The 12823-nt window shown below is 53.2% G+C and carries 11 protein-coding genes; 6 read left to right on the top strand and 5 right to left on the bottom strand.

Translation table 11 applies throughout. The annotated features are described in order from the left end of the window. Positions 1 to 160: 160 nt before the first annotated feature. Positions 161 to 595, bottom strand: a complete 435-nt coding sequence (locus Q4E40_RS01350) for a hypothetical protein (protein ID WP_303409603.1) — start codon at positions 593 to 595, stop codon at positions 161 to 163. Between the two features lie 126 nt (positions 596 to 721). Between Q4E40_RS01350 and tcmP the strand changes: the two genes are divergently transcribed. The 4 genes from tcmP (at position 722) to dacB (ending at position 5651) form a co-directional block, all read left to right on the top strand. Then, the gene (gene tcmP, locus Q4E40_RS01345) at positions 722 to 1846 is read left to right on the top strand and encodes a three-Cys-motif partner protein TcmP (RefSeq protein WP_303409602.1); all 1125 of its coding nucleotides are present in this window, start codon (positions 722 to 724) and stop codon (positions 1844 to 1846) included. A 903-nt stretch (positions 1847 to 2749) separates the two neighbouring features. Next, positions 2750 to 3313, top strand: a complete 564-nt coding sequence (locus Q4E40_RS01340; protein ID WP_303409601.1) for a DUF1543 domain-containing protein — start codon at positions 2750 to 2752, stop codon at positions 3311 to 3313. Between the two features lie 166 nt (positions 3314 to 3479). Beyond that, positions 3480 to 4154, top strand: a complete 675-nt coding sequence (locus Q4E40_RS01335) for a hypothetical protein (protein ID WP_303409600.1) — start codon at positions 3480 to 3482, stop codon at positions 4152 to 4154. A gap of 102 nt (positions 4155 to 4256) precedes the next feature. Continuing rightward, positions 4257 to 5651 (top strand): D-alanyl-D-alanine carboxypeptidase/D-alanyl-D-alanine endopeptidase, encoded by a 1395-nt coding sequence (gene dacB, locus Q4E40_RS01330; protein WP_303409599.1) that lies wholly within the window; start codon positions 4257 to 4259, stop codon positions 5649 to 5651. Positions 5652 to 5731: 80 nt separating this feature from the next. Here the strand turns inward: dacB and Q4E40_RS01325 are convergent, their stop codons facing one another. Then, positions 5732 to 6064 (bottom strand): hypothetical protein, encoded by a 333-nt coding sequence (locus Q4E40_RS01325; RefSeq protein ID WP_303409598.1) that lies wholly within the window; start codon positions 6062 to 6064, stop codon positions 5732 to 5734. A gap of 293 nt (positions 6065 to 6357) precedes the next feature. Here Q4E40_RS01325 and Q4E40_RS01320 point away from each other — a divergent pair, with 293 nt between their 5' ends. Both Q4E40_RS01320 and Q4E40_RS01315 read left to right on the top strand, forming a co-directional pair. Further along, positions 6358 to 9546 (top strand): AsmA family protein, encoded by a 3189-nt coding sequence (locus tag Q4E40_RS01320; RefSeq protein ID WP_303409597.1) that lies wholly within the window; start codon positions 6358 to 6360, stop codon positions 9544 to 9546. 156 nt (positions 9547 to 9702) lie between these two features. After that, positions 9703 to 10128 carry a DoxX family protein gene (locus Q4E40_RS01315; RefSeq protein WP_303409596.1) on the top strand — a complete coding sequence of 142 codons (426 nt, stop codon included), beginning with the start codon at positions 9703 to 9705 and terminating at the stop codon, positions 10126 to 10128. Between the two features lie 126 nt (positions 10129 to 10254). Here Q4E40_RS01315 and Q4E40_RS01310 read toward each other — a convergent pair whose 3' ends face one another. The 3 genes from Q4E40_RS01310 to Q4E40_RS01300 all read right to left on the bottom strand — a co-directional run bounded on the left by Q4E40_RS01310 (position 10255) and on the right by Q4E40_RS01300 (position 12812). After that, positions 10255 to 11373: a tetratricopeptide repeat protein gene (locus tag Q4E40_RS01310; protein ID WP_303409595.1), complete on the bottom strand. Its 1119-nt coding sequence runs from the start codon at positions 11371 to 11373 to the stop codon at positions 10255 to 10257. A gap of 40 nt (positions 11374 to 11413) precedes the next feature. Further along, positions 11414 to 11899 (bottom strand): tellurite resistance TerB family protein, encoded by a 486-nt coding sequence (locus Q4E40_RS01305; protein WP_303409594.1) that lies wholly within the window; start codon positions 11897 to 11899, stop codon positions 11414 to 11416. A 97-nt stretch (positions 11900 to 11996) separates the two neighbouring features. Next, complete coding sequence (locus Q4E40_RS01300) at positions 11997 to 12812, bottom strand: alpha/beta hydrolase (RefSeq protein ID WP_303409593.1); 816 nt, start codon at positions 12810 to 12812, stop codon at positions 11997 to 11999. Positions 12813 to 12823 lie beyond the last annotated feature (11 nt).

Here is a 12823-nt window from a genome sequence, read left to right as displayed (position 1 = left end):
ACTTTATGTTATCGTTCAGACAGGCGTAAACCTGAATTAAAGCTTGTAGAAGCTTTTGGAAGAATTGCTTCCATGTTTGACGGAACATGAAAAGGAAAGACCTGCTTAAAGCAATGCTTGAGGCAGGTCTTTCTGTTTGTATACCCTTGGGTGTAGCGGGTTATTTTTTCTTTTTGCCTGTGCCTTTGCGGGACTGGCGGAGTTTGTGCTGCTCTTCTTTCAGCACCTTGAATTCCTCGTTTGAGAGCGTGACCGTGTACTCCACCGACGAGAGCACATGCTCCTGCTCAAACTCGTCGTAGGCCAGCAGCACCGATAGAAACTTATCCTCGTTGAGCACATACTCTGCCTCTGCCTTGTCATACACATCAAAATCATACTCGCCTTCCTGCAGGTGTTTCTCCGATTTGCGGGCCAGCTGGTCTCCGGTGATCACAAGCGACTCTTCCAACTCCACTTCCACGTTGAAGGGCTGGTAATACTTACCATCCTTTTTATAAGTCACGTATTCGATCTTGTCCACCTCGATGGATACATCTGCATTGCGGTCGTCGCGCTTGTTTTTAATATTGAGAATGTTGCCGGTCAGTTTCATGCTGCAAAATTACGCTTATAATTGAAACAAGCCCTAACTTTACCTTTCCATAAAACAAGGCCCACCCCGCAGGTATAGGAAACTGAATTGCTATACCTGCCGTGCGGGCAGATTAGACCATATTGCATGTCTACGGCCGATACAAACGATTTTTTTATAGAACAGCGCAGCAGTGCTGAGATCAAGTCAGAGCTGCTGAACGAATTTTTTAAGGCCTGGTGCAGTGCCCAGCTGCAGGGGCAGCGCTACAAGTCAAACCCGGTGCTGGCCTTCATTGACCTGTACGCAGGTGACGGAAAGACAGAAGACGGTAAGCCCGCCACGCCTGTCCGGGTGCTCAACAGCATCTTTGGGGCCACTGACAAGTATAACCTCAACAAGGTGGTGCGCACTTTTTTCAACGACGAAAAGAAGACCGTCACTGCCAAATTAAAAGAAAACCTGCAGCAGCTACCTTATTACCAGGACTTGCAGCACAAGCCGGTGCTCCTGCACGAAGAAGCCAGCCTGGCAACGCTCGCCAAGCTCCTCGGCAACGATGTGCCCACACTGCTATACCTTGATCCGTTCGGTTACGAGTTTTCACAGCAGTTGCTCTTGCAGTCGGTACGACGCTGGGGGCTCGATCTGTTCATGATTTTTACGCCGGCCAAACTGCGCGCAGCGGTGCAGGGTGCTACGGACGACAGCATCATGGCCGATGTGTTTGGCAAAGAGCGATTGCAGAAGATTCGGGAGTTCTGTGACCGCTACCAGGATACCGGTCAGCGCGAAGACTTCATGGTCGACCAGTTTGAGGACGTTTTCCGGGAGAAGGACTACAAAACGTTCCGGTTCAAGATCAGTCTGCCTAAGAAGAACCAAACCAGCCACTACCTGTTTTTTGTGTCAAAGAACGATGCGCCTTACATGAAAATGAAGGAACTCATGCTCATGTACAGTGATTACCAGGAAGACGGCGTGCCGCTTTTCGGCGCCAACATCAAGCACCAGTTATCGCTGTTCCAGGAGCAGTACCGTTACTCGATCAAAAACCTGATCACTGACCTAGCCGGCAAGCGTTCCTTCTACCATAACCTGCCTATCGACAGCATTTACCGCCATCATAATATTGGCACAAATTATATCAGGGGCAATTACAAAGAAGCATTGGAGGCGCTGAAAGCGGAGGGGGTTGTGGAGGCGATCAACCCGGTTTCGCGGCAGCCGATGCGGAAGGTTTCGTTTACTTCGATTATTGGGTATAAGTAAGGGGAAAGGGTCGTCGCCTGGCCGGCGGGGCTAGGTATAACGCTATGGCGCGAGCGTCCTTGCTCGTGTCTACTGTAAGAGGCCTCTGGCCCAGGTATAGGTATAATTGCCGATGGCTATACCCATACCTGACGTAGCTGCTGTCTTCCTATACCTAACTGATTTGTTTCATTGCTTCGCCTGTGCGGCGGGCACTCACTTTTTCCTTGATGAAAAAAGTAAGCAAAAAAATCAAGACGCTTTTAAACTCGCTGACCGCTCAAACACAAAATCGTCTTTGGTGCACCGGGCTAGTGCTATTTGCTTCATAGCTTCCGGGGCAAGTTAGTCTTGCTATACCTGCCGGTAGTCATTTGCTACAGTGTTTATACCTGTAAAGTGGTAATTACAGGCTCCCCGCCTTAGATAAGGAGGGGTTAGGGGTGGTTGGACCCGGTATTGTTTAGAAAGTTGCCACGAAGTTTATACCTGTGAAGTAGTAACACCAGAAAATCCCCTCTTGGGAGGGGCAGGGGTGGGTTGAGTAAGGGAATAACTTGAACTGCAGGAACCAGAATGCTATACCTGTTAATTGGTAGCTACCGAAAAGTCCCCTTGGTGGTAGGTGTCCTCGACAAAGAAGGAGGGCAGGGAGATGACAATCATGCACAACTCCTTCCACCATTTTGGGTAGGGACCCCTCCCGATAGCTAAACCATTTCATTTTAAGAAGACATACTTAAAACATGCTGTCATTCTGTTAAGAAACTTGGTTAAAGGGAGGTTAAGCCGATGCTACGGGCGGGGGTAGGGGCCCTCTTTAACAAGATCCTTACTGGATGACAAATAAGTAAGCCGATAGTAACATCAGCGATAGAATCTAAATTTCAACAATTTTAAACTAATCACACAAACAAAACACCAATGCAACATCCAAAACTCTTTATGCTGATGCTGGGCTGTCGGCCGGCGGGGCGCAACACCGAGCAGCACGACATGTTCTTTGCCATCGGTGAACAGGTAAGCGACCTTGTACCAGCTATTAAAGCATTTTGGCCGGAGGCAAAGGGCAATATTCACGTCGATGCCTGGCGGGAAGTGACGCAGGTAAACGGCTTCCGGATAAAGGTGGTCCCCAAAGAGGCTATACCTGCTGAAGCTGGCTCAGATAAACTGTTCTTCCTGAATCTGGGTGGCTATAAGCCGGGGGAGTTCGACGAATTTCATTACAAGATGCTGGCCGTTGCGCAAGACCAGGCGGGAGCGGTGCAGCAGGCAAAACAAACTGCCTTTTACAAGCACACCGGTTTCAAAGGCGCCACTTCCCACATCGACGACAAATTTGGAGTGGATGTGGACGAGGTTTTTGAAGTAAAAGACATCCTGATAGCTAAGGACAAACAGCAGTTCAGACTCGAGGTCATGCCAGGTATAGCAGGGCCAGAAGACGAGATGCACCTGGGGTATTTTCAACTGCATAAACTGTAGGTATAGCAGTGCTAAAGTGTTGTGAACAAAACTTTAAATTAGGCAGAGGTTCAGTCTGGCAATTGACTTTGCAATAGGTTAGGGATCGAGTTTTAAAAAGCGGAAAAGAACAACCTCTGGTTTGCTGCGTTATGAGAGGGAGTGTATTAACCTAAATAACGAAGCTATGAACAGAAACGAAGAGTATAACGACCGTCCCCGCAAAAACCACTACGCCGACTTTGATGAACACGGAAACGCCCGTACCGGCAACACCCACAGCCTTTCCCGCTTTAACCCCGAAAGCAGCCAGCGTAGGAGTGATCGCGACCGTTACGAAAACCGTGACGAGCGCGGCCGGATGTCCCACGGAACACGCGCCTATGGCGACTTCAGTGGCGGAACACGCTACGGCGAAGGCGGCAGCACCTACGGTGGCGGCTCTGCCTACGGCCCCTCTAACTATGGAATGTCGGGTCGTGAAAGACCAAGTCACATGGGTGGCGACAGAAACTACTACGACCACAACGAGCACAGTCGCCAGAACTACAGCGGTTCCGGCGATTACGACTACCGCGGCCGCATGAACCAAGAATCAGACAGCCGCTACCGTGGCACGGGTTACATGGACAGCAACCTGTCAAGGTCCGGTTACCGGAACGAGGACAGGGGCGATAGAGGCTACAACCGCAGCTTTGACGAGTTTCGCGACACGGGCTACGGCTCCACCAGGTATAACAACCGCGACGAAGACCGGGAGCGCAGCGCCAACAATAACCGGGGGCACAACCAGCAGCGCAGGTTCGATGACGAGCGCCGCTACAGCGAGCGCAACAGGTACCGTGATAACCGGGACTGGTAGAAATAGGGTTTAGAATTGTTGACGGCCGCTTTTTCGCAGGAATAAGCGGCCGTTTTGTTTTAAGGTTTGGGGATAACCGGCAGAAATGCGTACTTTTTGCCTATGAAAACCCGCATTACCTCATTCACCTTCCTGATTGCCTGTTTGCTGACGCTACAGCATGCCGGGGCGCAGTCTATTGCGTCTAAACTCACCACCGCGTTCCAGAAATTCGAAGCTGACTCGCAGCTGCAGAACGGCATCGCCTCGCTATATGTAGTGGACGCCAAAACAGGACAAGTTGTGTATGATCGCAACAGCAAAGTCGGGCTGGCGCCGGCCTCCACCATGAAACTCATCACCAGCATCAGCGCCTACGAACTACTGGGCAAGGCCTACCGCTACGAAACGAAATTTGCCCTTCGCAAAAACGGCAAACAAACGTCGCTCCTCATCCAGCCAAGTGGTGACCCTACTTTTGGAAGCTGGCGCTGGCCGGTAACCAAAGAGGATGCTGTGCTGAAAGACTTAGTGCGGGCCATGCAGCGTGCAGGTATAAAAACGGTGAACGAGGTAGTGGTGAGCAATGAAGGGTGGAATGAAGAAACCGTGCCTGACGGGTGGATGTGGCAGGATATTGCCAACTACTACGGGGCTGGTGCCGCCAAGCTCAACTGGCGCGAAAACCAGTACGATGTGATCCTCAAGTCAGGCAAGCAGATTGGCGAGCCCGTTTCGATCGTCAAAACGGTGCCGAACCTCAACGGCTATGGCCTGCGCTCCGAGCTGACATCCGCTGCTGCAGGCACTGGTGACAATGCCTACATCTACTTCCCGGTGGGAACCAGCACGGCTGCCATCCGGGGCACCATACCTGTCAACGAAAGCAGTTTCAAGATCTCGGGCGCGCTCCCTTCCGGGGCTAACCAGTTTGTGAGCATGCTGGCCGATACGCTTCGCACTCTTGGCATCAACATGCCGCAGCAAGCTGTGTTGCAGCACAACGGCACGCCACAGCAGGGCTATACCTTCTTCCATACCGTCACATCACCGCCACTCGACAGCATCGTATACTGGTTCAACCGCAAGAGCATCAACCTGTACGGCGAAGCCCTGGCCAAAACAATCGCGTATGCCGATGGCAGTACCAGCGACACCCGTAAGGGCCTGGACAAGATCCGCCAGCACTGGAAAAGTAAAGGGATAGCCGAATCTGAACTGGCCATGGTAGACGGCTCCGGACTGTCTCCGCTTAACCGCGTGACGACGCATGCCCAGGTGCAGTTGTTGCTGCATGCCCGTCAGCAGCCGTGGTACGCGGGTTTCCATGCCTCACTGCCTACCTTTAACAATATGAAGATGAAGAGCGGCACCATACGTGGCGCAAAAGGCTTTACCGGCTACCACAAAGCCAAAGACGGGCAGGAATACCTGTTCTCTTTCGTGGTGAACAACTACAACGGGTCGGCCTCATCGCTCGTGAAAAAAATGTATGTGGTACTGGATGAACTGAAGTAAGGTATAGCCCTCCCAGCAGGTATAAAACAAAAGCCCCGACCAATGCCGGGGCTTTTCTCATTTTGGGCTAAGGTATAGCCCTAGTTGTTTCTTTCTTTGTTTCGCATATCAGGATCCGTGATCGTGCTCGGGTTCGGCTGGTTGTTGCGGAACTCCTTGTCGGTGCTGTCAGCGCCACGACTGGTGGTGGTAAGGTTGGCATTAGAGCCCTGCGGACTGTTTTGCTCGTTCGGGTTGTCTTTGCCTTTCTTGGCACCGCCACTGCTGCCCTCGCGGCTTGGCTTGTTCTCGCCACGGGTATTGTCAGCGCCGCCTGCCACCGGGCCTGTCTGCTTGCCTTTGCCCAGGCCGCTTGTGCCTTCCCCTTTTCTTGAATTCGGATCTTCGGAGATATTTCTATTGTTGTCGCTCATGGTTTGTTTTCTTTAGGTAGAACATAACTAACCAACCCCGGAAAGACTCCAGGGTTAGTCAGTTGTACGGGCGAGGGCCGGGTTTAGGTTAGAAAATGGCGTAGGAAACCCCTTTTCTATCCTTCACAAACAGCTTCCAGTTGGTCTGAACAAAATCAAGTAGCCATATAGTAGAAATCTATATAACACAGGAGGTCCGGGCAAGGGTGGGCGCACCAAACTTTCTTGCAAAAAGCGAGTTTAAGGAGAAGCAAACCGGAAACTAAGCTTCCGGTCAGGCAATGCAATCTGTTATGAAAACGCGCCCCCTCGTTAAGATCTTTCTGCTGGTAATCGGACTAGTGCTCACGCTAGTGCTGGCAGCTCAGTTTCTGCTGGCCCCGCTCTACCAGGAGAAGCTACCGGTTTTCATCAGAACGGCACTAACCAAAGATCCCAACCTGGTGCTTGCGCCATTTGAATCAGAGATCTCCAACTGGAAAAATTTCCCCTACCTGACCCTGACGCTGGACAATATATCGCTAAAGGACACAAGCGGTGCGCAGCCCGTGGAAGTACTGGCTGTCACACATGCTGAGGTGCTGGTACCAGTGATGCAATGGCCCTATGGCAGGCTCCGCATCAGCAAGGTATACCTCGATGGCCTCACGTTTCATCAGCAGGTAGACTCGACCGGCCACAAGCGCGGTCTCAGCTTTGGCAAAGGACAAAAACAGGAGGACGGTCCAGGCGATTTCGAGCTGAACATCCCCCAGCTCCGGATCCGGAACGCTCGCTTTTTGAGCGAAAACCATTACAAGGCGAGCGCCTTCTCTCTGCAACTGCTCGACTCCGATCTGGCAGCGGAACTGAGCGGTAACATCCTCAAAATAAAGGGCAAGCTGGAAGGGAAGATCAACTACATTAGTAGCCGTGACCTGCGCCTTTTCGAAGACAGAAGCTTTACGGCCGATGCACGCTATACCTACGACCTGGCTAAAAAGCTTGGAAAGATTGAGGAGAGCCGGGCTGTGCTCAACGAAAATGAAGTACTGATTTCGGGTACGCACCAAAAGACGGCCAACGAGCCGGGCTCCGAGCTGGACCTGCACTTTAAAGGAGAGCAGCCCTTTTTCTTCCTGCTCAACCAGATGAACTCGGTCCGGTCTATCCCTTTGCTCCGGCAGGTGGAGAGCGAAGGCCGCGTAAAGCTGCACTACCACATTGCCGGCCACTCCGGGCCGACAAAACGGCCCAGAAACAAACTGCACTTTGCCTTGCAGGACGGTAAACTGCACTGGCCCACCAGCCGCATCACGCTGTCGCATATACAAATAGCCGGGCTATTGGATAACGGGCCGAAGCATTCACCGGAGTCTAGTACGTTCACGCTGCACCGTGTGTCGGTGCGCACTGGCCAGGATAGCCTGCAGCTCCAGGCGAAGATCACAGACTTTACCAAACCCTTTGTAGATGCGCATCTCAGCGGAAGCTATACCCTGGATAGCCTGGCAGACCTGATGCCACCGGATTACCTTTCCCTGCCGCGCGGTACACTGGCCGGCGACGTCACCATCAAAGGAAATTTGTACGCCGGCGAGGACCGGCTACGGAAGAATGACCTGCAGTGGCAGGGAGCTATCCGCCTGCAGGAAGTTGGCTTTCAGCCGGCAAAGCTCACCGTGCCCTTCACCGACCTGAATGGGGAGGCGAAACTGGCAGGCAACGAACTGCGCCTGCAAGGGATGGGAGGCAAACTAGGTGGCAAGCCTTTTTCGGTGGATGGATCTGTGCGCGATGTGATGAATTACCTTTTGGGCCAGCAAGGCACCGTGACCGTACGAGGCGCCGTTAAAGTGAATCGGCTGGACACGGACTGGCTAAAGCTAAAGCCCGATGCTAAACCCAACGGGCAGCCATCAGCCCCGGCAAATGCAGCAGTCGCGGCTACTACTACGATCGTGCCCGAATTTTTGAGGCTGAACGTGCGGCTGACGTGTGAGCAGCTCAACCTGGAGGCAGCGTCTGTTCGAAACATGCGGGCCAGGCTAAAGAGTGACGGCAAGCGCCTCACGCTCTCCGACATCGGCATGACCTCGCAGGGAATCACGGTGACCGGAAACGTGACGGCGCCCAATGACAACCGCCAGCTCCATGCCGCCAACATAGAGCTGGCTGCCCAAATGGATACCCTCGACCTGACCAGCCTGCAGCAGGTGAATGCCATTGCTGGTTCGGCAGGCAAGGGTAAAAGTGCTGCGACTGGCAAAGACGGAGGTCTCGCTATCCTGATGCCGCTGCAGAAAGTGGATCTACTGCTGCGCGTGAAGCACATTGACCTGCCTGGGGAAGAAGACCTGCAGCACCTTTCCGTGACCCTGAATAAAAACAAGAGCCACGTGACAATGCAATCGATGCGGTTTAAGACAACCAAAGGCGGTGCGGCCACAGCCCACGGCGGCTTCTACCTGATCAGCTCGAAATTGACCCGGCCATACCTGGATGTGTCGCTGCAGTACGATTTTCTGGACCTGCAGGCCTTCATGCAAAATATGGCAGGGTTGAAAACGCTACTGCCTACCGAGCCGCCGCAGAATTTGCCCGAAAAGAAAGAGGAGGATGAAAAAGGCATGCGTAAGCTGCGGGAGAAGGTATACGACCTGGGTTTGCATGTAGAAGCGCAGGAATTGAAGTACGAGTACCTGACGGGAAGCAACCTGGCGATAAAAGCCCGCATGAACCGGGAGCAGGCCCAACTCGACAAGCTATACCTGGAAGCCTTCGGCGGCAAGATTTTTTCGAACGGCATGATGTACCTCAACGAGCCCTCCGACACCATCCCCGTCCGGCTGAAGGCGCAGGTGCAGGACGTCGATCTGGAGCAGTTGTTTGCGGTGGCCGAACAGATGGAGCTGGATATGCTGGGAAGCCAGAACATTAAAGGCGAGGCGGACTGTAACCTGACCCTTTATACCAAACTGGACGGGACCTTCACGCCGAGCTTTGACCAAACGGTCGCCTACAGCCGGGCCTCCTTCCGGGGCATGGAGCTGATCGACATTAAGCCTATTCAGGAAGCCCTGGGCTTCATGCGGAAAGAAAGGACCGAGCACCTGTTTTTCGAGGATGTGGAGGCCGATTTTGTGCTCTACAAAAATAAGTTTGTTGCGCCTGGTTTCAGCATGAACAACAACCTGTCCTCTTTCGACCTCAGGGGCTCATATACCATGCGTGGGGATGCCCGCCTGAGCGTGGACATCAACGTTTTTAACATCCTCTTCGGAAACAACCAGCGCCGCATCGAGCAGATACAGGAAGATTCGCTGTCGCTGAAGAACAGCCCGAGCAAGCAGCACCTGCTGCTGGTGCGTGATCAGGATAAATACAAGGTGAAGCTCAGCAACCGACGGGAGCGGGAAGACATTTCCCTTGTGCTACGCAACGAGTTTCTGGATGTGCTGCGATACTACCAGATCGACACCGCCTTTACCGAAATCAAGTAGTCACGCCACTTAAATTCAACCACCATTCGAAATTGCTGACCCGCAGCGACTGGGCGCATCCGATTAGTTCAACATGATAATCTTATAATCGTAATTTCCGTATGTAAGTGCTTGTATAATAGCCTGCTAACCAAACAGGTATAAAGCTCAAAAACTATGGAAAGATTTCTGGGGCCCTACAGCCCGCAACTGTACGCCATCTTGCGCATTGTGGCCGGATTGATGTTTGCCATGCACGGCACCCAAAAGCTCTTTGGCTGGCCCGGGGACGGCAATACCGTGGAAATAGCCTCGCTGATGGGGGTGGCCGGCATAATAGAACTGGTTGCCGGACTCATGATCGCATTTGGATTCCTGACGGGTTGGGCCGCGTTCATTGCCAGTGGTGAGATGGCGGTGGCCTTTTTCATGGCGCACGTGCCACAGGGCTGGAACCCACTGCTCAACCAGGGGGAGAATGCGCTGCTCTACTGCTTTCTGTTTCTGTACATGGCCGCCCGCGGTGCTGGCATTTGGAGCATCGACGCCGCGATGGGCAGAGGGGTAAGACGGGAAGAGCACAAGCGGGCCAGCTATACCTGATAGTTGAGCGGGGGCTGCGCAGAAGCAGCTATGCTACGCTGGAAAGCTATCGTCTACTATGTCAGGTATAGCAATCCGGAGCCGGCCTATCGCCAGGCAGGTCTGACATGTTTGTGCAGCTATACCTTAGTTGCACTTGTTGTACTTCATGAGGTCCATGGCGTTGCGGTTACCCAGTTGGTATGCTTTGGTGAGGTCGGCACAGGCTTTGGCCGTTTGCTTCAGGGCCATGTGGCAGTAGCCGCGCCCGAGGTAAGCGCCAGGTGATTTTGCGTCCAGGCTCAGGGCGCGGGTAAAGTCCTTTTCGCCCCCGGCATAGTCTTTCAGCTTGATCTTCAGCTCTCCCCGTTTTGTATAGAACTCAGCATTTTTGCTGTTGAGGCTGATTGCTTTGTTATAATCTGCGAGCGCTTCCTGTGTCTGTCCAGTCTTGGTATAGGCCGTGGCGCGGTTAGCATAAGCCTCGGAGCGGCCTTTGTCCAGTGAGATCACTTTCGTCAGGTCCTGAATTGCGCCGGCCGAGTTCTCGCGCATGTACCGGAGCAACGCCCTGTTAAAGTAGGCGTCCGCATGTGCCGGATCTAATCTGACCGTTGTGCTGTAGTCTGTTTCTGCCGCTGAGTGCTGCGCCAGTTGCTCCTGTACCGTTCCCCTTCGGAAGTGCGCTTCTGCCATACTGGCATCGAGCGCGATGGCTTTATCGAAGTAACCCTTGGCTCCCTCAAAATTCCCGGAGGCGTCGCTCAACTTGCCCAATTCCAGGTAGGCAGGGGCAGAGGGTGCCAGCTCTATACTCTTTAGGAGGTGCTGTCTGGCAGGAGCGGTTTTGTCGTCGAGGAGCAGGGCCAGGGCAGACTGGTAGTAAAGGTCGGCGTCCTGAGGGGCAATGCGGATCGCCTTGCTGTAATCGTCCTGAGCCCCTTCCATGTCTTTCAGGTGCACTTTTGTCAGCGCCCTGTTGCTGAACCCGTCTTTGCTTCCCGCATTCAGCAGGAGAGCCCGGTCAAGGTCCGTGAGAGCTGCCCGGTAGTTTTTGAGTTTCAGGTAGGCCAGTCCCCGGTTATAGAAGGGCTCAAAGGTGAAGCTGTCGCGGGTGATGACAATCGTATAGGCGGCCACCGCCTCCTGGTAGCGACCGGCATCGAGGTGCTGGTCGGCTAAGGTAAGCGGCGAGGGCCCCGGATCCTGTGCACTAGTCTGCAAAACGGAAAAGAAAAGAAGGAAGCTGAGTAGAAATCGTGTCATGCACAGTGGTTTAGTGCACAAACATACTCAAAAGAACGAGTTAGTCCTCCTCTTCACCACTTCCTCCCCTGTGTTTCTTGTCTTGGTTGAGGACCAGTATATCCCGGACGATCGCCTGCGCTTCTCTCTCATCCATGTCCAGGGCGGAGTGCAGGTAGTGGATCAACTCTTCCTCTTTCTCGGTTACCACACTGTCGGACAGCACCAGTTGAATGGTATGGGCAAACAGGTTGGGGCGGTTTTCCTCCGATATCAGTTCTACCGAGTTGTCGATCAGTATTTTGCTGCCCAACTGCACGTGTGCATAGAAGACGTTCCGGCTGTAGGCCATGATGTCGTGCCCTTCGAACAGCGGCCGGTCGGCCAGTGTTTGCGCCATTTCGTCCAGTTCTTCATCGGCCACGTCATCATCCACGGCCATGCAGGCGTGCATTATAGCAATCCAGGCTTCCTGTTCGTTTTGTGGGGTGTAGGTATAGGAGTCAGGTATGTTCGTCCGACCGGTAGTGTTAAAAACGCCTTCCATGTTTCTTCTTTAGTTTTGTGTAGTTTCTGGTTTTGTAAGGCTGCAGTACCTTTTTCAGGTATAGCAGTGTGTATTGTGGTCTCTGTCAGGTATAGTTTCAGGGCTTTGCGGGTGGCAAATTGTGAAGCACGTTTGCCAGTTCGCGCCGGAAAGCCGGGTTCTCGTTCATGCCATTGTGGCCCTGTCCTTCGAGAAGGATAACGCGGTCTGTTGGTTTAAGGTATGCCTTCAGCTTTTCCGAAGAGCCCGGGTAAATGATCTCGTCCTGCGCGCCATGGAAAATGGCGATGGGCGATTTGGTTTGCGCCACAAAGGTATACGTCTCAAACTTATACCTGAGCAAAAAGCCCGGCACCATCGGGTATAGGCTTTGCATCAAATCGCTGAGGCTATAGTAAGGCGCCTGCAGCAGCAGCAAAGTGGGTGAATGCAGGGCCGCCAGCCGCGCCGCTGCTGCCGTGCCAATGGAATAGCCGACCACCAGAACATGTTTGCCGCTATACCTGCCGGCCATCTCCAGGAAGGCTGCCTCGGCATCGGCGTAAAACTGCTTTTCGCTGCTAATCTCGCCCTGGCTTTTGCCATAGCCGCGGTAGTCGAGCACGAACATATCGTAACCCAGTGCGGTATAGGCCTCGTGCGCCCAGCCCCAACTGGCCACCGAACCCGCGTTGCCATGCAGGTAAAACACCAGCCCCTTTGACTCTTCCGATTTAAAATGCAGCCCATGCAGCAACACGCCGTCCGGCGCAGGTATACGTATTTCCTCAGCCTCCTGGTCGAAGCGGAACGTGTAGTCTACCGGCAGTTTTTCCGGAAAGAAGATCAGTTTCTCCTGCTGAAATGAAAGTAAACCCATCATGACAAGGTATAAGGTACCTACTAAAACCGCCGCTCCGATCACCTGTTTCACCAAGGTATAGC

This window comes from Pontibacter coccineus (assembly GCF_030546575.1).
In the GTDB taxonomy this organism is placed as follows: Bacteria; Bacteroidota; Bacteroidia; order Cytophagales; family Hymenobacteraceae; genus Pontibacter; species Pontibacter coccineus.
This window is presented reverse-complemented; position numbering and strand designations above follow the sequence as displayed.

Excerpts from the sequence above, each read along its gene's own strand:
- Q4E40_RS01335 (WP_303409600.1), top strand. The coding sequence starts at position 3,480 with ATGAACAGAAACGAAGAGTATAACGACCGTCCCCGCAAAAACCACTAC.
- Q4E40_RS01350 (WP_303409603.1), bottom strand. The coding sequence starts at position 595 with ATGAAACTGACCGGCAACATTCTCAATATTAAAAACAAGCGCGACGAC.
- Q4E40_RS01320 (WP_303409597.1), top strand. The coding sequence starts at position 6,358 with ATGAAAACGCGCCCCCTCGTTAAGATCTTTCTGCTGGTAATCGGACTA.
- tcmP (WP_303409602.1), top strand. The coding sequence starts at position 722 with ATGTCTACGGCCGATACAAACGATTTTTTTATAGAACAGCGCAGCAGT.
- Q4E40_RS01310 (WP_303409595.1), bottom strand. The coding sequence starts at position 11,373 with ATGACACGATTTCTACTCAGCTTCCTTCTTTTCTTTTCCGTTTTGCAG.
- Q4E40_RS01340 (WP_303409601.1), top strand. The coding sequence starts at position 2,750 with ATGCAACATCCAAAACTCTTTATGCTGATGCTGGGCTGTCGGCCGGCG.
- Q4E40_RS01315 (WP_303409596.1), top strand. The coding sequence starts at position 9,703 with ATGGAAAGATTTCTGGGGCCCTACAGCCCGCAACTGTACGCCATCTTG.
- dacB (WP_303409599.1), top strand. The coding sequence starts at position 4,257 with ATGAAAACCCGCATTACCTCATTCACCTTCCTGATTGCCTGTTTGCTG.
- Q4E40_RS01305 (WP_303409594.1), bottom strand. The coding sequence starts at position 11,899 with ATGGAAGGCGTTTTTAACACTACCGGTCGGACGAACATACCTGACTCC.
- Q4E40_RS01325 (WP_303409598.1), bottom strand. The coding sequence starts at position 6,064 with ATGAGCGACAACAATAGAAATATCTCCGAAGATCCGAATTCAAGAAAA.